This window comes from Amycolatopsis decaplanina DSM 44594, from assembly GCF_000342005.1.
In the GTDB taxonomy this organism is placed as follows: Bacteria; Actinomycetota; Actinomycetes; order Mycobacteriales; family Pseudonocardiaceae; genus Amycolatopsis; species Amycolatopsis decaplanina.
Genome location: NZ_AOHO01000074.1, coordinates 18,962 through 41,018, shown reverse-complemented (window position 1 = coordinate 41,018; position 22,057 = coordinate 18,962). Strand labels below are relative to the sequence as shown.

22 protein-coding genes are annotated in these 22,057 nt (G+C 65.0%); 6 read left to right on the top strand and 16 right to left on the bottom strand.

Annotated elements, in window-relative coordinates:
- Positions 1-58: 58 nt before the first annotated feature.
- The 9 genes from H074_RS30440 to H074_RS30405 form a co-directional block, all read right to left on the bottom strand.
- Positions 59-1,312: a site-specific integrase gene (locus tag H074_RS30440; RefSeq protein ID WP_007033923.1), complete on the bottom strand. Its 1,254-nt coding sequence runs from the start codon at positions 1,310-1,312 to the stop codon at positions 59-61.
- Positions 1,312-1,491 carry a helix-turn-helix domain-containing protein gene (locus tag H074_RS30435; RefSeq protein WP_007033922.1) on the bottom strand — a complete coding sequence of 60 codons (180 nt, stop codon included), beginning with the start codon at positions 1,489-1,491 and terminating at the stop codon, positions 1,312-1,314. Before H074_RS30435 ends, H074_RS30440 begins: the two co-directional genes overlap by 1 nt.
- Positions 1,492-1,501: 10 nt before the next feature.
- The gene (locus tag H074_RS30430; protein ID WP_007033921.1) at positions 1,502-3,121 is read right to left on the bottom strand and encodes a replication initiator; all 1,620 of its coding nucleotides are present in this window, start codon (positions 3,119-3,121) and stop codon (positions 1,502-1,504) included.
- Positions 3,121-3,507, bottom strand: a complete 387-nt coding sequence (locus tag H074_RS30425; protein WP_007033920.1) for a hypothetical protein — start codon at positions 3,505-3,507, stop codon at positions 3,121-3,123. The genes H074_RS30430 and H074_RS30425 overlap by 1 nt, the downstream gene beginning before the upstream one ends.
- Positions 3,504-5,078 (bottom strand): FtsK/SpoIIIE domain-containing protein, encoded by a 1,575-nt coding sequence (locus H074_RS30420; RefSeq protein WP_007033919.1) that lies wholly within the window; start codon positions 5,076-5,078, stop codon positions 3,504-3,506. The genes H074_RS30425 and H074_RS30420 overlap by 4 nt, the downstream gene beginning before the upstream one ends.
- A gap of 316 nt (positions 5,079-5,394) precedes the next feature.
- The gene (locus H074_RS41730; RefSeq protein WP_083920525.1) at positions 5,395-5,649 is read right to left on the bottom strand and encodes an AMED_5909 family protein; all 255 of its coding nucleotides are present in this window, start codon (positions 5,647-5,649) and stop codon (positions 5,395-5,397) included.
- Positions 5,630-5,875, bottom strand: coding sequence for a hypothetical protein (locus H074_RS30415; RefSeq protein WP_007033918.1), 246 nt, complete (start codon positions 5,873-5,875; stop codon positions 5,630-5,632). Before H074_RS30415 ends, H074_RS41730 begins: the two co-directional genes overlap by 20 nt.
- Positions 5,876-6,178: 303 nt before the next feature.
- Entirely contained in the window at positions 6,179-6,637 is a 459-nt protein-coding gene (locus H074_RS30410) for a hypothetical protein (protein ID WP_007033917.1), read from the bottom strand.
- Between the two features lie 4 nt (positions 6,638-6,641).
- The gene (locus tag H074_RS30405; protein ID WP_007033916.1) at positions 6,642-6,887 is read right to left on the bottom strand and encodes a hypothetical protein; all 246 of its coding nucleotides are present in this window, start codon (positions 6,885-6,887) and stop codon (positions 6,642-6,644) included.
- 242 nt (positions 6,888-7,129) lie between these two features.
- Here H074_RS30405 and H074_RS30400 point away from each other — a divergent pair, with 242 nt between their 5' ends.
- Positions 7,130-7,873 (top strand): helix-turn-helix domain-containing protein, encoded by a 744-nt coding sequence (locus H074_RS30400; protein ID WP_007033915.1) that lies wholly within the window; start codon positions 7,130-7,132, stop codon positions 7,871-7,873.
- Positions 7,874-7,883: 10 nt separating this feature from the next.
- Positions 7,884-8,354, top strand: a complete 471-nt coding sequence (locus H074_RS30395) for an NUDIX hydrolase (protein ID WP_007033914.1) — start codon at positions 7,884-7,886, stop codon at positions 8,352-8,354.
- A 21-nt stretch (positions 8,355-8,375) separates the two neighbouring features.
- Here H074_RS30395 and H074_RS39605 read toward each other — a convergent pair whose 3' ends face one another.
- From H074_RS39605 to H074_RS30375, 5 genes are all read right to left on the bottom strand, one after another.
- A complete protein-coding gene (locus tag H074_RS39605; RefSeq protein WP_152521527.1) occupies positions 8,376-11,261 on the bottom strand; it encodes an NACHT domain-containing protein in 2,886 nt (961 codons plus the stop codon).
- 745 nt (positions 11,262-12,006) lie between these two features.
- Complete coding sequence (locus tag H074_RS30390; protein ID WP_007033912.1) at positions 12,007-12,378, bottom strand: PH domain-containing protein; 372 nt, start codon at positions 12,376-12,378, stop codon at positions 12,007-12,009.
- Positions 12,379-12,632: 254 nt separating this feature from the next.
- Complete coding sequence (locus H074_RS30385; protein ID WP_007033911.1) at positions 12,633-12,929, bottom strand: hypothetical protein; 297 nt, start codon at positions 12,927-12,929, stop codon at positions 12,633-12,635.
- A 76-nt stretch (positions 12,930-13,005) separates the two neighbouring features.
- Positions 13,006-14,085 carry a winged helix DNA-binding domain-containing protein gene (locus H074_RS30380; protein WP_235096910.1) on the bottom strand — a complete coding sequence of 360 codons (1,080 nt, stop codon included), beginning with the start codon at positions 14,083-14,085 and terminating at the stop codon, positions 13,006-13,008.
- A gap of 2 nt (positions 14,086-14,087) precedes the next feature.
- On the bottom strand, positions 14,088-15,224 hold the full coding sequence (locus tag H074_RS30375) for an epoxide hydrolase family protein (RefSeq protein ID WP_007033909.1): 1,137 nt from the start codon (positions 15,222-15,224) through the stop codon (positions 14,088-14,090).
- A gap of 62 nt (positions 15,225-15,286) precedes the next feature.
- Between H074_RS30375 and H074_RS30370 the strand changes: the two genes are divergently transcribed.
- The gene (locus H074_RS30370; protein WP_007033908.1) at positions 15,287-16,240 is read left to right on the top strand and encodes a helix-turn-helix transcriptional regulator; all 954 of its coding nucleotides are present in this window, start codon (positions 15,287-15,289) and stop codon (positions 16,238-16,240) included.
- Here the strand turns inward: H074_RS30370 and H074_RS30365 are convergent.
- Positions 16,218-16,679 (bottom strand): GNAT family N-acetyltransferase, encoded by a 462-nt coding sequence (locus H074_RS30365; RefSeq protein WP_039923696.1) that lies wholly within the window; start codon positions 16,677-16,679, stop codon positions 16,218-16,220. The genes H074_RS30370 and H074_RS30365 overlap by 23 nt on opposite strands.
- Positions 16,680-16,779: 100 nt before the next feature.
- On the opposite strand from H074_RS30365, the gene H074_RS30360 reads away from it, so the two are divergent.
- From H074_RS30360 to H074_RS30350, 3 genes are all read left to right on the top strand, one after another.
- On the top strand, positions 16,780-17,691 hold the full coding sequence (locus H074_RS30360) for an NADP-dependent oxidoreductase (protein ID WP_039923799.1): 912 nt from the start codon (positions 16,780-16,782) through the stop codon (positions 17,689-17,691).
- Positions 17,692-17,951: 260 nt separating this feature from the next.
- Positions 17,952-19,844, top strand: coding sequence for a S8 family peptidase (locus tag H074_RS30355; protein ID WP_007033905.1), 1,893 nt, complete (start codon positions 17,952-17,954; stop codon positions 19,842-19,844).
- Between the two features lie 343 nt (positions 19,845-20,187).
- Positions 20,188-20,928, top strand: a complete 741-nt coding sequence (locus tag H074_RS30350) for an SDR family oxidoreductase (RefSeq protein WP_007033904.1) — start codon at positions 20,188-20,190, stop codon at positions 20,926-20,928.
- A 60-nt stretch (positions 20,929-20,988) separates the two neighbouring features.
- On the opposite strand, the gene H074_RS30345 is transcribed toward H074_RS30350, so the two are convergent.
- The gene (locus tag H074_RS30345) at positions 20,989-22,023 is read right to left on the bottom strand and encodes an SDR family oxidoreductase (protein ID WP_007033903.1); all 1,035 of its coding nucleotides are present in this window, start codon (positions 22,021-22,023) and stop codon (positions 20,989-20,991) included.
- Between the last annotated feature and the right edge of the window lie 34 nt (positions 22,024-22,057).

The following is a 22,057-nucleotide window of genomic DNA, read 5'->3' as shown; positions in this document are numbered from 1 at the left end:
ACCTGCCCTGACCTGCGGTTTCGCGGGTCAGGGCAGGTGTCAGGCCGTGGCCAGGCCGTCATGCAGCTTGGTCATCGGAGGCGGAGTCTTCGAGCGCCTCCGCGAAGAAGTCGTCGACGGCCTTGCGCGTCCGGGCGTGGCTACTCGGCAGGAGATGCGTGTACACCCGGAGCGTGAAGCCGGGATCGGTGTGGCCGAGGTACTGAGACAGCGCCTTGATCGACTCGCCAGCGTCGAGCAGGACCGAGGCGTAGAGGTGCCGCAGCGCGTGCACGCCGTCCGCCCTGGTCGGCTTCTCCACCCCGGCGTCCTTGAGCGCGGGCAGCCAGAAGTTCACCCGGAACCACTCCGCGCGGAAGACCCGTCCGTACCCGTTGACCATGAGCAGACGAACCGTGGTCGGTTCGCCGCCCGGATGCGACCAAGGGAGCGTGACTTCGGTCGCCGGGAACTCCTCGGCGTACTCGTCGAGGAGCCCGAGGAGCTTCCGCCCGATCGGCACCTCACGCGACTTACCACCCTTGGGCGGAGCGAACACCGGTTTCCCGGCGACCACTCGCACCTGTCGGGTGATGTACGCCAGGTCCTTACTCCGGTCGACATCATCGAGCGAGAACCCGAACAGCTCACCCTTCCGCAGGCCCAGACCGGCCGGGACGTCGACAGCGGGCTTGTACCGCCTCGGGAGGTTGTCCCGCACCGCCCGAGCACGTTCACGGGACCAGGGCACGACCTGATTGCGACTCGCCCTCGGACGCGAGATCACCTTGGACAGCGCCGGATTCTCGGAGATCTTCTTGTCCGCCATCGCGAAGTTCAGGATCGACACCAGGTGCCCGAAGTAGAGCGCCCGCGAGGTCTCCGAGGCTTCGTCGTCCTGGAGCTTCCGTAACCAGGTCTGGATGTGACTCGGCCGGATCGACCCGACCGCCTTCTTGCCGAAGTACGGAAGCAGGTGAACGTTGACGCGCGTCGCGAAGCGCTCCCGGCTGGTGTAGTCGACCGTCTGCGAGTCCAGCCAGCTCTGTGCGACGACCTCAAAGAGCACCAGGCCCGCGCGCGGGTCGATGTACTTGCCCTCGCGCTTGTCCGACTCCATCTCGATGAGGAAGTCTTCGGCGCGCTTCTTTTGCTTGTCCGGAAAGGACTTTGACCGTTCGCTGCCGTCCGGGTCGAGGTAGCGGACCTTGTACCGCATCCCGACGCCGTACAGCTCGGTCTTCTCCAGAACGGGTTTTCCGCGAGCGTTGAGCCGCAGGTGCCCCTTGGCGTCCTTGGCGGGTTTGTACCAACGGTCTTGGATGTGTCCCATCAGGCGGCCTCCTCAGCAACCCAGGCCCGGACCTTGGTCGGGTCATAGCGGAGGTGACGGCCGATCTTCCGTACCGGTGGTCCCTCACCGAGCCATTTCCATTGGTAGAGCGTCTTCACGGGCACGCGGAGGTAGTCCGCGACGTCTTCGACTGACCACAGTGGATCGATGCTGTCCATGCCTTCCCCCTTAAGCCGCGAGCGGAGTTGCCGAAAGATTTGGTGGACTCTGCGCGGCTAGTAGTGCCTTGTCGTACTCGGCTTTCCAGGTGATGCGTTCCGAGATGGCGTGCATCACCAGGTGGTCCCGAGGTGGCACATTCGCGTCGCCGGAGTCGACCTTGCGCCACACCAGCCGGGCCGGGTCCGGTGCCGGTTTCTCGATCCCGACCGCCGCCAGCGCCTCTAGGACGAACGCCTTTCGGTCCGCTTTGTGGTCGACGAGCGTCTTCCCCGACCACTTGCGCGACACCAGAACCCGACGCCCAGGTAGCCCGAGCGTGGTCCGCCGGTGAGCCCGTCCTTTGCAGTGTCCTGGTGTGGTCTTTCCGTTGGTGCCCTTGGGATTGATCCCGTACAGCAGCCACACGGCACACCGGGGCGAGCAGGGTGTTACCGACAGTTCCGCGTGCAACCTGTCGTGGTGATCCTTCTGCCGTGCGGTGTCGGCTTCGACGACCTCACCCGTGGATTTGGTGAGGTACTTCGTGAGGTAGCCGATGTGCCGTCCGGCTTCTTCGGAGCCGCCGAGGATGCCCTTGGAGTGGACCTGACGGCCGAAGGTGACCACGTGCGCCGGGTTCTCCACGGCCTCTACCGCGTCGTCCCACGAGGTGAGCGGTTCGCGGGTGTCCGGGTCGACGAACACCCGGCGGTCGCCGTCCCACAGCGGCATCCGGTCGACGTAGACGACCTGGTCATGGTTGGGCCACCAGACCTGGTGATAGGTCGCTTCGGTGACTTGGCGGATCACGTCGTGCGGGACCGATCCCCGGATAGCCGCGTGCAGGTGCGGAGCCGCCCGCCGTTGGGGTTCGACGGTGGCGAAGTACTGCGCGTCCCAGCCCACGACCCGCCGCAGGTTCTGCCACCACCGGTCCACCAGCGCGGAGAAGTGGACCGCGTCCCGAGCCGCCCGCCGGTAGTCATAGGTCGACGGGTCGACCGGGGCGCCGTCGGAGCGGACTGGGCCGTAGGTGTCGCAGGTGAGCGTGACGAACATCGACGGCCGGAACCGCCCCGCGTACTCCCGCCCGAGCGTGGTCTTGGCGACCTTGCGCCGAGGCAGGTTCGGCGCGTCCTGCCGCCGCTTGGTCGACCGCTTCACGACCTTCTTCGTCGGCAGGTCGATCGAGGGGAGACGGCCACGCATCCCGAGTTGCCGAAGTTCGTCATCGACGCCCTGGATCTCTGCCCGCAGCTCGTCGGCTTCCGCCTGATCTGTCTCTTGCCGGTAGGCGGCGACGAGGTCAGCCCGGAACGCCAGAAGCTCCGTCTGGACCTCGGTCGGTGGCTCTGGGGTGAAGTCCGGTTCGGTGTCCATGTGCCAGCCCTCGCGGCACTGGACCTGTCGCAGCGCTTTCGCCTTCCGAGCGCAGGGCAGGCAGACCGATTCGACGGTGGAGCCGCAGGGGACGGGGACGTAGCGGAGTTCTCCGGTGTCGGTGTCGCCGACTTCCATCGTGAACGGCCGGACACAGACACCGTGCTTCTCGGCGGTCGCTTTCACGACGTCGGAGGCGAGGGGTTCCCGCATCCGGGCGGCCCGAGAGTTGGCCGGCATGGTCACCGCGGATTCGGTGGTACTCATCAGGCGGCCACCTCCCCGGGCGTGTTCCACTGCCGCAGGACGAACACCGGCATTTCCTGCCGCATCCCCGCAGGCAGGTCCGGGAACGTGGCTTCGTCGAACCAGACGCCGCCGTAGACGACTACCGGGATGCCGCAGGGAGTCCGGCCGCTGAGTTCGAGGTGCACCGAGGCACCGCCTTCAGGACGCCACAGCGATGCCGTCACGTCCTCCAGGGAGTTGGCCCACGTGAGCAGACCACGGGCAACGTCCTCAAGCCGATGAGAGTCGAGTTGCACCGTGATCGGATCAGCACCCACCCCGACACGTACGGACGCGGCCGGAGGCAGAGCGAATGAGTCGAGGTGATCGCGGATCGCGTCGAGGAAGACCATGAGCCGGTTCACGCCGCCACCCCCTCAGGTCCGCGACGGGTGGCCAAGTCGACGACCTGAGCGCCGCCGTTGGTCACGTAGGTCTCCAGCGCCTTGACCGTCTCGTCCGGCACCCAGCCAGCCCGGACCCGCAGCGGTTCGCGGATGCCCTCGCCCCAGATGTAGCCGACGCCCGCAGCCGACTCTTCGATCCGGTTCGCCCACGCCCCGCGCTCATAGGCGCCGTCGCCCAGGACCATCCCGACGTGCGTCTTCGAGGTGACGCGCAGGCACACCCGCCGGGGGAACAGCTCCCGCACGGGAACGGTGTCCTTGGTGGGTTCCTGCACATACCCGCGCACCGTGTAGCCCAGTGCCCGACCTTGAGTGGTCAGAATCGCCACCCGTTCGACGATCGCTTCGCGGGTCTTGCGGTCGGTGTACTTGGTCAGCGCCCCGATCTCGTCGAACTCCAGAACCTCCAAGGGATGCTCGGTGGAAATCGGGACGTTGCGGGTGTGTCCGGCGAACTCGCGCTTGCGCGATTCGAGACCGTCGAGCAGGTCGTCCAGGACCTCGATGGCTTCCTTGCCCGTGACGCCGTAGCGGGCGAAGATCCCGCGTCCGTAGGCGAGTTCCATCCCCTTGGGGTCGATCCCCGAGACGCGCACCGTTCCGGCCCGGATCGCCGAGGCCGCCGACATCAGCGGGCACCACATGACCGAGTTCTTTCCGGCTCCGGTGGCTCCGGCGACGAGCATGTGCGCGCCAGGACCGGTCAGCGGCAGCCGCCAGTCCTGCCCGTACTCGGTGCGTCCGGCGAAGACCCGCCGTAGATCCACGCCGTCGACGGCCGCCAGGTCGGGCAGCTCCGCACAGTCGACCGGTGCTGTGAGGAGGTCACGGCGTTGGAAGTCGAGCGAGACGACGTTGGGTTCCAGCTCGCGCACCTGGCACCGTGTGACCTTGCGAGCTACGGCCAGAGCGCGGGCGGCGTCGTCGAAGTCCTCCGGCTTCTGACCAGGTACGAGCCGGACCCGCACCTCATCCCACGACGGACCCGACTTCACCCCGAGCACCTTCGGGACCTGCACAGCCGTGCCACCCGCAGTGCGCGAGACTGCCTTGCGACGGCGGCCGACGAGGTTGACCGTCACTTCCACGGGCACGGTGCCGTCGGAGATGGACAGGCCGCAGGCGTGCAGCCAGCCCGGCAGTTTCCGAGCGTAGGTGAACCAGCGCAACCACCACGCCCGCAGGAACCGACCACAGCACCGGTCGAACGACACCAGGTCAAGCAGCCGCCACGCCAGCAGTACCGCGCCGACCGAACCCGCCGTGATGGTGAGCGAGAGCCAGCCGAGCCACTGCCACCAGGCCACCAGCGCGACCACGCCGAGACTGGTCCGCCAGCGTTGGAAGACTTGCTTTCCCAGCCACACCAACAACTTCACAGCCGACCACAGGGCGATGAAGACCACCGCAGCGGCGGCGAGGACTTCCGCGATCGTGGCCAGGGCGCGGCCGAGTTTGTGCAGCAGCCACACCATCACACCCAGCACCCCGCCGCCGACGAGGAGAACACCGATCCCGTTCGTGTTCATCGGCGACCACCGCCCGCACCGGTCAGATCCAGCGGCAGCATTCCCCGGCAGGGAGCGCACTCGGTCTCGCCGGGTAGAAGCTTCGCGAAGCGTTTGCATATTGTGCAGCGCGTTCGGGTGACCCCGTCTAGCGCATGGTTGTTGCCATCGTTTAGCGTTGTCATTGTTCACTTCCAGAGGTTGTGGACAGCGCAGGACCGGCGAGGTTTCCTAGGCCAGGTACCGGTTCTGCGCCTTACGAGACACGGGAAGCGCGTGAGGACGTGTTTGTACACCGCACGTCCCCACGCACGTTTTCCCTACAGCTATTCAGTTCTCAGCTAGCTTGTGACTTCCTCTTTTGGATCTGTGCGGCCACCTCCTCCGCTTTCCCTAGCTCATAACCAACCCAGTACTTGAGTTCGTGGTGGTGCCAGCGGTCCACATCGGACACCGCTTGGTACATGCGCGCGTTGGCCTGATGGAACTTCAGCCAGGCCGTCAGATTCGCCCCAGGCTTCGGCCTGCGAGCCGAGGCGACCGCGTGCGCGTCCCGGAGAGTCTGCGGCTCATTACCTCCGGGTGTCGTCATTGCGCACCGCCTTGTGCTTGTCGAGGAACACGGCCAGTTCGTCCGCGCTGTCGCGGATTTGGCGAAGGAGCCGGATGAACTCCGGCCACCCGGCCGGATCGGACGGCGGCAGGATCGCCAGGCTGTCCGGATCCAGATAGATCACCAGCGCCGGGTTCGCCGAACCATGCCCCTGCATCCCCGCGACCGCCTGCGACCCCGGCTTCCACATCGCGTTGAACGCCACGGACCTGCCCTTCCTCACGTCGTGCGCGCATCTCCCAGGACCGCGCGTTCTCTTCGAAACCTTCTGCCGCCGCTGTCACGGCCGCGAGCACCCACCACGGCAACTGGCTCTCGGCGGCCAGGTCCCGCCAGGACGCCGCCACCGCCACCGAGGCGACAGCCAGGTCATGAGCCGCCACAGCATCAGCGCCGGGTGCCGCCGTCGCTCTCAGTGCGCTGTAGTGGCGATAGGCCCTCTCCCACGCCTGGACCAGGTGCGGAGGAACCACCGCCACGCAGTGGCTCCCCGGCACCCCGCCCGGCATCACGCAGCCTTGGGCGTCGACTCGGCAGCGCCCGAGGTCCGCGACGACTTCGACGCCCCACCCGCCGCCGCCTTGAAGCCGGTCGCGCGGAACACGTAGGACTGATATTTGAACTCGCCCTGACCCGCCACCTTCGGCTCAGCCGTCAGGCCCTCCAGCTCAATCGGCCGCATCCCCGGCAGCACCTCCGACGTCGTCGGCACCGGCTGCACATCGGCCAGCAACGTGATCTCGAACGACGCACGCTTCGCCTTGACCTCGTCCGGGTCGGTCACTGTGGCCTTCCACTGACGCTTGCCCGTCACCTCATCGACCCGCTGCCGCGCCGGACGACCCGCAGCCCGGTCTTCCCGCGACTGGTACTCGTTGTCCGGCGAGACCTCGCCGACCATTACGAGGCCCTGCGAGAACGCTTCGTCGAAGTCAATGGTGAAGCGGTGTCCTTTGTAGATAGCCATGTCATTAGTTCCCTTGCTTGTCTGTGTCTGTCGGCACTTCGTCGCCGTCTTTGCCCCTTGCGGCAGCCGCGTTCAGTACGGCCTGTACCTCTGCGAGTTCTCTCCCCAGCACCGCTATCGCGTCGGAATCGACGAGCAGGACCACGGGGAACGCCTTGCCGAAACGGATCTCCGCCCGGTTGGCGTAGGTGAGCGCGCGGACGCGGATCGGCAGGTCTGCCGTGACGTGGATCTGGACCGTGTCACGCATCAGGCGCTCAGATCGCGAACCGGCGAGCTGTCCATGTTCCCGAGCCGCGCGCGGACACTGCCCGACCGGCGGTTGGAGTCGTCATGCCTGCCTCCCTCTTGGTGTCGAGGTGCTGGGGCGAGTCCCCGGCAACCTGGCACCTAATCTCCGCCAAAACGTGGGACGTGATCACCATCTGGCGGGACATCTAGGGACGTCCCTGGTACGGTCGAAGACGTCCCTACAAGTCCCTAGGAGGGCGAATGCCGAACGAACGCCTGCGGGACGCCCTGCTGCGCAACGGCCTCACGCCGAAGCAGGTCGCCGACGCCACCGGGGTCGATCAGAAGACCGTGGAACGGTGGATTACCAAGGGGCGGACGCCGTACCCGAAGCACCGGCACAAGATCGCCGCGATGGCACGCGAGTCCGAGACCTACCTCTGGCCGGACTCGGTGGCCCCGGAGCGCAAGGCCGAGACGGCAGCCGCCGAGGTCGTGCGCGTGTTCCCGCACCGCAACGCCATCCCCGTCGAATTGTGGGACCGGCTGATCAAGGAAGCGTCGGACACCGTCGAAGTCCTGGTCCACGCTGCGCTGTTCCTGGTGGAGCGCCCGCGGTTCATCAAGGACCTGACAGCAAAAGCGCAGGCCGGGGCCAAGATTCGACTGATCTTCGGGGACCCCGAAGGGGACAGTGTCGCTCTGCGCGGGGACGAGGAGCAGCTAGGCGACGGGACGCTACCGGCGCGCATCCGTAACGCACTCGCGTTCTACCGGCCACTGATCGGGGTAGACGGGGTGGAGATGCGCTTCCACAACACCACGCTCTACAACTCAATCTTCCGCTTCGACGACGAAATGATCATCAACACGCACGTCTACGGCTTCCAGGGAGCCCACGCCCCATCCCTGCACCTCCGCCGGCTATCCGCCGGGGACCTCTTCGAGACCTACTCGGAGAGCTTCGAAGCCGTCTGGAACCTCGCCAAGCCCGCCACCTTCTAGGAGGCCACACATGGCACGCGTCGACTACTACAACGACCCCAACGCCCCCAAGGCCAACAGCATCGCGGTCGCAGTGTCCGCGTTCATCCAGGACGACGAAGGCCGCATCCTCATGATCCGGCGCACCGACAACGACCTGTACTCGATCCCCGGCGGACAGCTCGAACTCGGCGAGACGCTGTCGCAGGCCGCCGTGCGAGAGGTCCGCGAAGAGACCGGGATCGAGTGCGAGGTGACCGGCGTCATCGGTCTGTACTCGAACCCGAACCACGTCATCGCCTACGACGACGGCGAGGTTCGGCAAGAATTTTCTATATGTTTCCGGGCAGATCCTCTGAGCGGAGTCCTCCGCGCCAGTGATGAAAGTTCAGAGGTGCGGTGGGTTTCTTCCGCCGAGCTGGCCGATCTCAATATCCATCCTTCAATCCAACTTCGCCTTGGGCACGGTCTCGGTTCGGGCGGCGATATATACTATCAGTAGCAGTGAAATTGAGCTCTCGCATCAACCTAATTCTTTAACTAGTCTCGCGCCATTGACCCAATTCTTCGCCCAAGCGGGAAAGTCGGCGACCAGTGCGGTTGCCTGCTTTCGCGATAACACTTTTGCTTCCAGTGATTCGCTGTATAGTCCAAGCCTGCTTTCGCGTGTTGCGACGATGTTGGCGAAGTTTTGTAGCCCGATCACGCCATCGACCATCTCATGAAACATAGTTATGGTGTTGTCGCGGGCCTCGCATGTAATAAATGCTAACCAGAGGAGTATTTCCCTGAGGGGCTCTACTTTTGAAGCCTGCCTTTCGATGTCGCGTCTAGATAGTCGGCTATGAAATCTAATCTCGTCATCTAGTATGTAAGAGACGGCCTTTGCTAAGTTTGTCTCGATGTAGCGGTTTCGTTCAAGATATTTAGACAGCCAAGCTAAGATATCCACGCGGGCACGTTCGTCGTGCAGTGCTTCGATTACTGCAGTCATTAAAGCGCCTGGCCCGTATTCGTCGAAGGTTGGAACGATCCAGTCCGGGCGTATCGGCCCGTCCTCGGTAAACTCCGAAACCTCAAATTCGCTCCGGCTTATCAAGTAGTTCACTAGAGAAGATGATGAACGCGCGAACAAGCCCTCCCTAATGTCATTGGCAACAGTTGTGAAGTGAGGAGATAGCTCTTCTTCCCATTCTGGCTCGAAATGGTGAGTTAGTCCTAGGGAGTCGAAACGAGCCCATCTTCCACAAACGGAATGGCGGAATTCGGTCGATGGTAATCCTTCGATAGGGTTATCTTCGGACATGGCGCGAATCATTCTTCTTCTGGGGTCTCGATATAGCTCGAAGAAGGCCACGGAAGAGACTCGAGTCTTGTCCATTCCGTCTAATCTCTTCCAGAAGTCATGTACCGATTTTGGAAGATCGCTAGAGATTCTTGCTGACATTGGCGAAGAATTTACGATGCGCAGGCAGAGGGACAGATAGCTGTCGCCGTACCTTGCTACCTTGCGAGCTCTTCTCAATAGTTCAATTAGGATTTGCTCGGCGCCACGGTTAACTTTGTCTTCGGAACATTGCACCATCACGTCGGCAAGAACGGAACTGGGATCTGATTCATATACTCGAATTACTTCGTCGACTATCTCGTTGATATTATCTGCATTGCGCACCAGGGCTTCCGCCGCCATGTACTCCATGAACGTTCGATGTGTGAAGGAGAAGAGTCGTTGGCCTCGACTGCTTGTTCCTTTTGCGGATAGTAGCCATGCGCGGTCGGCGCAGAAATCGAGGAACATTTCGGCGCGACTGTGACTCTCGGGTGGTTCAATACCTGCGGTATCCTGAAAAAAATGCGATATAAGGCGCTTCAGTTGCTCTTCCTCGATACCTGCCTGTGCGTTCTGGCTGCGGTAGAAGAACCTGGCTAGCTCCTGCATTAATCTTTGACCATACTGTCGATGGTCAAAGGGCTGCTCGATCTGCCGCATTGAGTCCCATCGTTGAAACAGTAGGTCAGTGCAGTCCTTATATACTTGTCTGCGATTTCGAGGGATATGCCCACGAGCCCTATAGAGTGCGCAAAGTAGAGACAGAATAAGGGGATTTCTTCTGATGTCCGGAACTACTTCCGATTCTCTAATAAAAGCCCACTGTTCATCCTCTGCCCGGTGCGTGATCCTAAACCAGCGAATTACGTATTCAAGAAACTGATTATGGGTGAACTCTTCAAGTTCGTACAGCTTAAAGTAATTTGGCTGAAACTGTGCACGCTGGTAGCCAACGAGCCTGCTAGTGGCTAGGACATGGACCAGTGGATATCGACGCGAGAAAGATTCAATTTTCCGTATCATTTCGCGGCGCTTCTGAATATCCGTGATTTCGTCGACACCGTCAAATATTATAGATGCAGATCCGGTGGATAATATGTCTTCGAGCTCGTCGTCTTGAAGTTCAAGCGAGCACTCCACGGATATCTTCACTCTTAGAAAGTTGTTGAACGACGAACCCCAATGGCTTCCAGCGTACTCGCGGCATTGAAAAAGCAGGGGAGCTACGCGTGAGTTGAGTTCGTCGATCGTTGAATGAATCAGGTGTCTAACTAGAGTGGTCTTTCCGACGCCTGGATGCCCTAGTACTACGACACGTGGACTTTGATGCTCAGGTGAAAGTATTGACTCGGCGCTGATTATTTCATCATCGGATCTCCGCTTGAGTGTGCGGTCTACGTAGAGCTCGGAAATCTCGAACCGATAGTCGTCCTGCGTGTGCGTCAGCTGAATTTCGCTAAATTTCTTCTCGATCTCTGTGCATAGATCCGAAACTGTGTGCCTGATTCGTATCAGTCTTTTCGGGTCCCCTAGTGCGGCGACAATGTCCCTGGCAAATTTAGGCGCTTCCCGTTTTCCGGATTTAGTAAGGCGGGTTGTTATGGTAAAGCGTTCAAATATTTCTCGCCGGTCTTTACTTTCGAGCTGGTAGCGTCTTATGTTGTCTGCGATCGATTCCAGGTTCCTGGTTGTTAATTCCCATATCTTTCCGGCTAACGAACTCCATTCCTGTCGGGTTTGATGACACCATTGAAGTGCCATGGAGGTAAAAGTGTCTTCTAGGCGCTCAAGAAGTTCAATTTTCTCCGAATCGGCAAAATCGCCGATTCGGAGCACGCACCACGATTGAATAAGCGCTGAGACTTGTGGTGTTTCTAAGAAGCGGTCTATATCGTCTAGTTGTTCCTCTGTGACGATAGCAAAAGTGTCATTCTCGCCTGATTCCAGCGAGTGCAGTGCATCATGAGAATGAAGGGTAGGGTCACTTGCCTGGTTCTCTGGGCCGAAGATTGACGTTAGGGCTCGGCCACACAGTCGTCCGACTATTGCGCCGACGATTGGGCTTACAGGGTCCACCACACGCGGTCCTTTCGACACTTCTCTTCTACAAGGCGTACGCGAACCCGATCCGCAGAGCAATCGTCCATGCTGCCGAACTTGGCTCTATGGGATCAAGGCGCGCCGCCGTCGGCGGCGCGCTGGTCACCTTGCGTCCGCGTCTCGCCTGCGGGCGCACCTTGCCCGACACGGCGGGCTGCCGCTCCGCTCCGCCCACCGGCCGGGCGGCGCGCCCGCTGCCGCCGTGGACAGGTTTAGCCGCCGCCAACGGCGCACAGTTACGTCAATGAGCACGTCGGCCCCCTCCCTGAGACGTTCGTGTCACCGATGTCGCGAACGGACCAACGGCTGTTACGCGGAGCCATCGCCCCGATGCCAGATCGTCACAACGGCCGTCACGACGCGTCAAGGCGGGAAAGCGTGCCTTGACCCGACGCAACGGCCGCGTGGATGGCTTCGTATCGGGGAGATGGGGGAGGAGTGGGCGAGTGCCAGGCCGTCTCCAGGCCGTCGGACGTCGGGCAGGGGTGAGAACACGCGAGAAGTGCCCAGCCCTGTCCGCGCAGCTCAACGGCAGTGCGCGGCGATCATGCCCAGGTCGGCAGAGACCGGCGATTAAAAGATCAACATGTAGGAAATGGTGAGTGTGGAGGATTTGGGACACTCGGCTCCCAAATCCCACATCGTCAAGGCGTGCCAAGGTCAAGCGGGTCGTGAGTGGTAAGGACGGTTCTAACCGTCCTTACCACTCACGAGGCCCCGGAAGCTAAAGCGTGTGCGTGGCGATCAGCTGGCCGATCGCCCGGATGTCCGATCCCCGGAACTCCAGGCGCACGTTCCCCAGCCCGCTGAACCAAAGATCCAGTTCGGCGTCCAGGTCGAAAGTGCCCGCGGTCTCGATCGAGAACGCCTGGATCCGGTTGTAAGGCAGCGAGTTGAAGTCCTTCTTCTTGCCCGTCATGCCCTGGACGTTCACCGCGATCAGCCGCTTGTTCGTGAACACCACGAAGTCGCGCACCGCCTTGAACGACGAGATGATCTGTTCTCCGGGGATGATGATCGGTTGCACCGTCGGCGCGATGTCCTTCGGTTTGCACGGCGTGAGCTTGAAGACGGTGTCCTTGGAGAAATCAATCATGCTCTTCACGGTACGGACGAACGCGACATCGGGTCGACCCCTTCCTGGCGGTGCCCCGCATACTGCCGGGCAAAGTTCGCGCTCGCGGGCGGCGAGATCGGGATCGGCCGCAGGCCGACGTCCGCGTGGGGGAGAACGCCTGGTGGAGCGGTCGCCCGTCGGCGGCTGTCGCGAGAGCTCGCGCTGTCCACGACCCTCGTTACGCCGGGCCTCGCCCTGATCGAGGCACTCGACTGAGTGTCCATAGAGGACGGTTAGCGCACGCCTTCCATCGCCGCCTTCGCGACGTCGCTGTCCTCGTCCGCCTTGGTGGCCACCTTCACCAGAGCCGCTGTCGCCTGATCCCGGCTTTCTTCGGCCTTCACGCGTCCCGCCGAGGCCGCGTTCACGCCGAAGAAGGCGCCCACCACGGTGCCGATCACCGTTCCCGCCGCGGTGATCACCGCCGTGACGTCCGACGTGTTCGGGTACCGCCAGACCGCCGCGACCGCGATCACCGCGAGTGCGCTCAGGCCCGCCAGCACCGTCATGAAGCCGTAGTTCTTGCTCATGGCCCGCTCCCTCCAGGCTCTTTGCGGCATTGCTTCGCCCGAACGGTGCCCATCGTTACGGCAAAAGGCAGGACTGTTATCCGCCGATGTCGAAACGGATGTCGTGGGCCAGTCCCGGAACTACGAATTCCAGTAGCCGCGCCCCCTCTTCGGCGATCGAATCCTGATCTCGCAAAGGTTTCCGCGATTCGATCGCCAGAGTCGCCCCTTTGATCGCCCAAATGGCCAGGAATTCACCGTCGACGAGCAGGGTGCCCCGGCGGCCGCCGTTACCCGGTGGCAACGGCACGCGGCGGCCGTCCGGGATCATCCGCGCGCGGTCGGCGTGGGAGAGCAGGACGTTGTCGTATTCGGGCAGGAACCGGTGCGGCGCCGGGGTTTCCGGGTCGGGACGCGGTGCGTCGGGAAGGTCGAACAGTTCCTTCCCCTCGGCGTCGGTGAAGGTGATCAGTTGTGGACGGAGCCGCTCGAAGACCTCCTTGAGCTTGGTGAGCCCCGACCAGACCTGCGCGTCGCGGACGGTCGCCGGGCCGAACGCCTCGAGGTAGCGCAGCACCAGGTCGTCGAGGGTGATGCCGTCCGTGATCGGCTCGCCGACCCACTCTTCGAGCAGCGAGAACGCGGCCGGGCCGGTCTGGCCCCACAGGCCACGCGGGGTCACCTGCGCGAGGGGAAGAAGGCTCTGGATCGCGTAGGCGAGGGTGGTCGGGTCGGCGTCAGGCCATCGGTCGGCCAGCGCGGTCCGGAGCTCGGCGCGGGTGCGGGGCCGTTCGGACAGCAGGGCGCGTCCCGCTTCGGCGATCGCGGCGAGGTCGAGTCCGGCGACCTCCCGGGAGTAGTGGCCCAGGAAACCGCGCTCGACCACCGGTTTGATGGTGGGCCACAGGGCGAGGCCGTCACCTGCCGTCACCAGGTGCACCGTGCCGCGCATCAGGGTCGACCGGACGACCTCGCGGGCGGCCAGCGGTTTCGCCAGCTCGTCCACCTGGAAGTCCCGAAGCCGTGACCACAGCCCGACATAGGACGAGTCGGGGGCCTGCGCCTGGAGGCCGGCCAGCCGCTCGATCGCGGTGATGGCGGGCAGATCGGCGCGGTCGAGCAGGAGCTGCCTCGCCAGGGTCGCGCGGTTGAGGGCCCGGGGGCTCAGCTGCTCCATCGTCAGGCGCACTTTCGCAGGAAGGAACGGAGGTCTTCGGCGAACAGGCCGGGGACCTCCATCGCCGGGAAGTGGCCGCCGGTGTCGTACTCGGACCAGTGTGCCACCGGGCCGTCCTGGAGGCTCCGGATCGTGGTGTCCCCGGCGAAGACGGCGATCCCGCGCGGCGGACCGGCGGGCGCCTCGCCGCCGTCGTCCCAGCCGCCTTGGGACATCTGCCGGTAGACCTCCATGCCTTCGTACACGGCGTGCGCGGAAGAGGCTCCCGCGCCGGTGAACCAGTACAGGCTCACCGCGGCCAGCAGGTGATCGCGATCGACGGCGTCGTCCGGCAGTTCCTTGGCCGGATCGGTCCACTCCGCGAACTTCTCCACGATCCACGCGAGCTGGCCGGTGGGGGAGTCGTTCAGTGCGTAGGCCAGCGTCTGCGGCCGGGTCGCCTGCAGGTGCAGGTAGCCGATGCCGTCGGACTGGAACCGGTTGAAACGTTCGCCGCGCTCGCGATCCTTCTCCGTGAGGCCCTCCAGTTCGACGGCGGGACCGAACGGCATGCCCGCGCTGGTCCCGGTGAGGTGCACGCCGACGACCCGGTGCGCCGCGATCATCGACAGGATCCCCGCGACTCCGGCGCCGGCGTCGGTGCCGTGGACGCCGAAGCGCTCGTAGCCGAGGCGGTCCATCAGCGTGGTCCACGCCTGGGCGACCCGGAACAGGTTGCCCCAGCCGGGTCCGCTCACCGGGTTCGAGAAGCCGTAGCCGGGCAGGGACGGGATGACGAGGTGGAACTCTTCGGCGAGCTCGTCGACGACCCGCCGGAATTCGAACGGCGAGCTCGGCCAGCCGTGCGTGAGGAGCACCGGCAGCGCGTCCGGGGCGGTCGAGCGGATGTGCAGGAAGTGGATGGTCTGGCCGTCGATCTCGGTGGTGAACTGCGGGAACTCGTTCAGCTCCGCTTCCTGGGCGCGCCAGTCGAAGCCGTCGGCCCAGTACTCGGCCAGTCCCTTGAGGTAGGCGACCGGGACACCTCTGCTCCAGTCACCGGTGACCTCGCGCGGCCAGCGGGTGCGGTTCAGGCGGTCCTTGAGGTCGTCCAGTTCGGCCTGGTCGATCGAGATGCGGAAGGGCTTGATTTCGGTCATGGGGCTAGATTAGGAACGATTGCGGAAGGTTTCGTTCCGCGATTGCGGACAAGGTGGGATTCATGGCGGAAACTTCGGCGAGACTGCTGCGACTCCTGTCGTTGCTGCAGGCCAGGCGCAACTGGACGGGCCCTGAACTGGCGGAGCGGCTCGACGTCACGACCAGGACCATCCGGAACGACGTCGAGCGGCTTCGCGGTCTGGGTTACCCGGTCGACGCCACCCCCGGCGTCTCCGGTGGCTACAGCCTGGGCGCCGGCGCTGCCATGCCACCTCTGCTGCTCGACGACGAGGAGGCCGTCGCGGTGGCGATGGGCCTGCGCACCGCCGCGGGCGGCACGATCGCGGGGATCGAGGAGACGTCGGTGCGCGCGCTGGCGAAACTGGAGCAGGTGCTGCCGTCGCGCCTGCGGCACCGTGTCGCGGCGTTGAATTCCGCGACGCTCGCGGTGCAGGGCGGCGGCCCCACGGTCGACGCCGAGGTGCTCGCGGTCATCGCCGCCGCCTGCCGTGACCGCGAGACCCTGCGCTTCGACTACGTGGGACACAACGGATCCGAGACGCGAAGGCAGGTCGAGCCGCACCGCGTCGTGCACATGAGCCGCCGGTGGTACCTCGTCGGCTGGGACGTCGACAAGCAGGACTGGCGCACGTTCCGCGCGGACCGGGTGCGGCCGCGTACGCCCAACGGACGACGTTTCGAGGAGCGCGAACCACCCGAAGGCGGCGTGGTCGCCTACCTCCAGCGTGGTGTCGGCGCGGCGTTGTGGCGGCACCAGGCGACGATCCGGCTGCACGCCCCGGCCGCCGAAGCCGTGGCGAAGGTGCCGCCCGCCGTCGTGGTCGAAGCCGTCGACGAGCGGACCTGCCTGCTCAAAGCCGGTGCGGACACGCTGGAGTATCTGGCGCTCTACCTGGGCCTGCTCGACACCGACTTCGAGGTCGTCGACTCCCCGGAATTTGCGGGGCACCTGCGCAAACTGATCGGCCGGTTCAGCCGTGCGGTGGATGTTTGACGTCGAAGACCAGTTCCGGGCGCTCCCAGGTGATCTTCGGCGGCCTGGGCGGTACGACCCCGACGCGGCGGGCGCCCATCCGCTCGTAGAACCCGGCGGCGGGTGGATGGGAAACGACACGGATCTCGGTCATACCGAGGTCCCCGGCCTGCCCCAGCATGTGCTCGACCAGCCATGCGCCGATGCCCGTGCCCTGTGCCGAATCGGCGACGAACAGCAGGTCCAGTTCGGCCGGGTACTCGATCAGGCTGTAGAAGCCGACCACGTCCCGCTGCGCGTGGGCGACGAACGCGGGATGGGTGGCGAGATAGTCCTCGGTGACCCGGTAGTCCTCGAGGATCGAGGCGTATTCCCCTTGGTAGGCGGCCGATTCGTGCATCAGCGTCGTCAGCCTGGCGGCGTCGGAAGCGCTTGCCCTGGAGATGCGGTAGCTCGTCACGAGCGCAGCTTAGAACGTCACACCGACAATTCTTGACCTCCAGTTATCTGGAGGTATGAGGCTGGGTTCCGACAGCTGGGGAACGAACTGGAGGAACGAGATGAAAGCGGCCGCGTTCACGGAAGCCGGCGGCCCGGAGGTGCTCCGGGTGCTGGAGCTGGAGGAGCCGCACGCCGGGGCGGGAGAGGTCCGGGTGCGGGTGAAGGCGGCGGGGGTGCAGCCGTACGACGCGGCCGTGCGGGCGGGCTGGGAACCCGCCGGGCTCGAGCTGCGTTGGCCGCGTGTCCCGGGGAACGAGTTCGCCGGGGTCGTCGACGAGGTCGGTTCCGGGGTTACCGGCCTCGTCGCGGGGGCCGAGGTGCTCGGCTTCACCGCCGTGCAGGCGTACGCCGAGTACATCGTGGTGCCCGCGGAGAACGTCACGCCGAAGCCGGACGAGATGCCGTGGGAAGTCGCCGGTGGGTTCACGGCGGGGACGCAGACGGCGTATCTGGCGCTGGACGCACTGCGGGTCGCCCGTGGCGAGACGCTGCTGGTCCACGGGGCGGCGGGAGCGGTGGGCACGGCCGCCGTCCAGCTCGCCGTCCTGCGCGGTGCCAGGGTGATCGGGACGGCGAGCGAGGCGAACCAGGACTACGTCCGCTCGCTCGGCGCCGAACCGGTGGTCTACGGCGACGGTCTCGCAGGCCGGGTGCGTGCCCTCGCGCCGTCCGGCGTCGACGCGGCGCTGGACGGCGCGGGCGGTGCCGCTTTCGACCTTTCGCTGGAGCTGGTCGGCAACCCGGACCGTGTGCTCACCCTGGTCGAGCACGCCCGCGCGCCCGAGGCGGGGGCGCGAGTGGTCACCGGCACGAGGTCGGCCGAGCGGCTGGGGATGCTGGCGTCGTTGTACGTCAAGGGGGAACTGCGATTCCTGGTGCGGCGGACGTATCCGTTCACCGAGGCCGCGGCGGCGCATCGGGAGATCGAGACCGGGCACGGTCGGGGCAAGATCGTGTTGACCTTCCCGTGAACCTCGTGAGCGGTAAGGACGGTTCTAACCGTCCTTACCACTCACGAGGACCAAGGTATTTCGGTCTTTTCGGACTGAAATCGCTCTCACGATGTGGATCCTCCCCCGTTCCCGACTTTGGTCGGTGGACTCGTCACCGATCGCTCTTTAGATTCTCCCCATTACACCCGGTCAGGGGTAATTCATTCGGGCAACCGAATGAATTTCTGTTACGGGCCGTGTCGTGTGAGCAGGGTTTTTGAAAAGCCAGGGAGAGTTCGATGAGCAGATTCAGCCGGGTGGTCACATGCTCGGTTCCGGTCGCGGTCGGCGCTTTGCTGCTGTCGACAGCGGTTTCCGTCGCCCAGCCGTCCGAGGAGGCGCGCACGCAGGCCGGGATCACCGCACTGCAGAGCATCAAGAAGACCCTGACGCCGGCTGAGCGCAAGCAGTCGAGCCAGCTCGTCGTCGAGAAGCGACTCCGCGCAGACAAGGGCCTGGCGGGCAAGCTGCCCGAGTACCGGACCGGGCTGGGCGTCAGCGACGCAGGCACGGTCGCGGTGGACATCAAGGGCGCCGGACAGTCCTTGGTGGACGCGGTCAAGGCGGCTGGCGGCACCGTTCGCTACGCCTCTCCCGCCGGCGCGATCCGCGCCGACCTCCCGCTGAACGCCGTCGACGCGATCGCCGGACGCGGCGACGTCGCCGAGGTCAAGGCCGCTTCCCAGGCCATGACCTGGAACGAATCCGCGTCACAGGACCGACGGCAGGCCGCGGTCAAGCAGACCGCCGCCGCGCTGCAGGTCGCCGAGGGCGACAAGGCGCACGGCAACGACACCGCCCGCACCAAGTACGGCGTCACCGGCGCGGGCCAGAAGGTCTGCGTGCTTTCGGACGGCATCAAGTCGCTGAAGGCGTCCCAGACCGCGGGTGAGCTCCCCGCCGTCGACGTCCTCGCTGGTCAGGCGGGCAGCGGTGACGAAGGCACCGCGATGCTGGAGATCATCCACGACATGGCGCCCGGTGCCGCGCTCGGTTTCGCGACCGCGTTCACCAGCGAGCAGAGCTTCGCCGACAACATCCGCGCGCTGCGCACCACCGGCAAGTGCACGATCATCGTCGACGACGTGTCCTACTTCGACGAGTCGCCCTTCCAGGACGGCCCGGTCGCGCAGGCCGTCAACGACGTGACCGCGGCCGGTGCGCTCTACTTCTCCTCCGCGGGGAACTCGGGCAACCTGACCGACGGCACCAGCGGCTACTACGAGGGCGACTTCCGCGGCTCCAGCAGCAGGATCTCCGGGATCACCGGAACGCCGCACGACTTCGACCCGAGCAGCACGACCCAGTTGTACAACGCGCTTTCGCCGAACTCGGTCGGCCGCTACGTCACCCTGTTCTGGTCCGACCCGTGGGGCAAGGCCACCAGCGACTACGACCTGTTCGTCCTGAACTCGTCCGGTTCGGTCGTCGCCTCCAGCGAGGGCACGCAGAACGGCACCCAGAACCCGTACGAGATCGCCCAGGTCCCGGCCAGCGGCACGGGCTTCAAGGTCGCCGTGGTCAAGTACAGCGGCTCCGACCGGTTCATCGCGCTCAACGTGATCCGCGGCCGCTTCGTCACCTCGGGTGCGCTGAAAGCCTTCAGCACCAACGGTGTCACCTCCGGTCACTCGGCAGCCGTCAACGCCTTCAGCGTCGCGGCCACCCCGGCCGCCGGTGCCTTCGGCCGCGCGCTCGAGACCGGTGACCCGGCGAACCCGGCGGGTCCGTACCCGGGCCTGTTCACCTCCGCCAGCAAGTGGGAGCGGTTCACTTCGGACGGTCGCCGTCACCAGTTCTACAACCCGGACGGTTCGGCGATCACCCCCGGCAACGTGTCTTCGACCGGTGGTACGACGCGGAACAAGCCGGACATCACCGCGGCCGACGGCGTCGCGACCTCGGTGAGCGGCTTCCAGCCGTTCTTCGGGACCTCCGCCGCCGCGCCGAGCGCCGCCGCCATCGCCGCGCTGCTGATGCAGGGCAAGCCGACCGCGACCCCGGCCGAGATCAGGAACGCGCTCGTGTCGACCGCGATCGACCTCGGTGCTCCCGGCTTCGACCCGGTCACCGGCGCGGGCGTGATCATGACCGACCCGGCGCTCGCCGCGCTGGGTGTCGCCCCGAAGTAGTCTCACGTTCCGCGTGAAGGCCCCCTTCCTTTCGGCTCAGCCGAGGAAGGGGGCCTTCACGTACTTCAGGCAGCCTGAGCGGAGGCCCGCCACCAGGACACGCCACGTTTGCTTACCCCTCAATAATCTCCGGGGAACGCACTTTCCGTGAATGGTCTGTTCGCCGGTCTTGACCAGGTGAAAGCGTAAATTCTTCTTCACTGTCCACTGCTCCGGCGACGAAGGCGCGACGGCCGACGGGTGAACGTTTTCCTCCGGCGGCGCGCTAGCCTGAACGGACGCGGGTAACGCGGAAGACAATCACCGAGCCGGATCGGTCCGGCACGGTCTGCGAGGAGGATCGATGGGCAACGGCAGGACCGCGGTCGTCACCGGGGCGGGTTCCGGGCTCGGCAGGGAGATCTCCCGCGCGTTGCTCGGCGCCGGTTACCGAGTCGCGCTCGCCGGCCGACGCGCGGACGCGCTGGCCGAGACCGCCGGCGGTGAAACGAACGCGCTTCCCGTGCCCGCCGACGTCGCCGATCCCGATTCCGTCGCCGCGTTGTTCGAGAGGGTCCGCGCGGAGTGGGGGCGGCTGGATCTCCTGGTGAACAACGCGGGCGTGTCCGTGGGCGGGACCGTCGACGAACTGTCCATCGCGGACTGGAAACGCGCCGTCGACACCAACCTGACCGGGATGTTCCTGTGCGCGCAGCAGGCCGTGCGGCTGATGAAGGCACAGGACCCGCGCGGCGGCCGGATCATCAACAACGGTTCGATCTCCGCGCACGCGCCGCGGCCCGCGTCGATCGCCTACACCGCGACGAAACACGCGGTCACCGGGTTGACGAAGTCGATCTCCCTCGACGGCCGGGCCTGGAACGTCGCTTGTGGACAGATCGACATCGGCAACGCCGCCACCGAGATGACACTGAGGATGGCCGACGGGATCCCGCAGGCCGACGGCAGCGTCAAGGCCGAGCCGACCTTCGACGCCCGGCACGTCGCGGACGCCGTGCTGTACATGGCCGGGCTGCCGCTGGACGCGAACGTCCAGTTCCTGACCGTCACGGCGACCGCGATGCCGTACATCGGGCGGGGCTAGGGCCTCAAGTCTCGTGAGTGGTAAGGACGGTTCTAACCGTCCTTACCACTCACGAGGGCCTCAGGGGATCACCTTCGCCTTCCGGAACTCGTCGAACAGCCGGAAGAACATCGCCGGCGTCTCGGCGTATTCGTGGAAGCCGGCCCGCCGGGCCTTCGAGCCGTCCGCGAACATGTCGTAGTCCCAGCCGAACACGAAGTCCGCGAACGCCCACGAGGACGAAACGACGCCGTAGGGCACCTCGAGGCCGTACTTGGCGGCGATCGAGGTCCAGAGTTCCTCCTTGTCCGCCATGACGACGTCCAGCGACATCGGCAGCGGCGGCGCCACCTCCAGGTCGAAGTACCGCGCGATCCGCGGCCAGAGGTCGTTCCACCGGAACAGGTCACCGTTCGCGATGTTGAACGCCTCGTTCTCCGAGCCGGTGGCCCAGAGGGTGGCCTTCGCCAGCAGTCCGGCGTCGGTCATTTCCAGAAGACTGTCGTACGTGCCGGGTTTGCCGGGAAAGCGCAGCGGCAGGCCGAGTTCCTTCGAGATCGACGCGTAGACGGCGATGGCCAGCGCCAGGTTCATCGGGTTGCCCAGCGCGGTGCCGCCGACCACCGACGGCCGGATCGCCGACCACGTCCAGGTTTTCCCGGCCTGACGCTTCTCCAGGAACTGCTGCTGGTCCACATTGAACTCGGGTGGCATATGCCCGGCGTCGTCTTCGCGCGCGGGCGTCTTGAACGGTCCGAGGTGGGCGCCGTAGACCTTGTAGCCCTGCATGAGGCTGATGTGGCGCAGTCCGGGCGCGGCGGGTTCGATCGCGTCGACGAGGTTGGTCAGCATCGCCAGGTTCGGCGGGACCAGTTCGGCCCAGGTCGGTTTGTCGACATAGGCCGCGTAGAACACGTGCGTCACGTCGTCCAGGTTGCCGAGCTTCGCGCGGGTGTCGTCCGCGTCGAGCAGGTCGACGGCGATCTGACCGGGGCCGCCGCGCCGCGACAGGCCGATGACGCGCCAGCCGGGCAGGGTCTCCAGGTGTTCGATCAGGTTCTTGCCGATGACCCCGTTGGCCCCGGCGACCAGGGCGACCTTGCGTTCTTCGTTCATGTCACCGAGCCTGGACCCGCCGCACGGATAAGTC